Source organism: Pseudomonas tremae (assembly GCF_001401155.1).
Lineage (GTDB): Bacteria > Pseudomonadota > Gammaproteobacteria > Pseudomonadales > Pseudomonadaceae > Aquipseudomonas > Aquipseudomonas tremae.
In genome coordinates, this window is record NZ_LJRO01000410.1 from 1 (window position 1) to 276 (window position 276).

1 protein-coding gene is annotated in these 276 nt (G+C 60.1%); it reads left to right on the forward strand.

Features of this window, described 5'->3' with window-relative positions; translation table 11 throughout:
* Positions 1 to 249: DUF1127 domain-containing protein (locus ALO43_RS22635; protein WP_054998099.1), on the forward strand; the 249-nt coding region annotated here is incomplete at its 5' end.
* Positions 250 to 276 lie beyond the last annotated feature (27 nt).

Consider the following 276-nt stretch of genomic DNA (forward strand, 5'->3'; position numbering starts at 1 on the left):
AACGGGTTCAGCGATGTGCGCCTTGCGCTTCACAGCCAGGAATTGAATGACTATCGGCCAACTGCGGTCAGAACGGTCCGCTCAAACAAGGCCTATCTATTGGCCGGCATGAGTCGTTGGGCGCTGTATCGTCACCGCTGGGCCTCTCGCCGAAACTTGCTGGAGCTGACGGACGATCAGCTGCGCGACATCGGGCTGGATTTCCAGCAGGCGCGGGTCGAAGCGATGAAACCGTTCTGGAGGCCCTGAGCCTTTCAGCGCAGCTCTTTGAGCCGG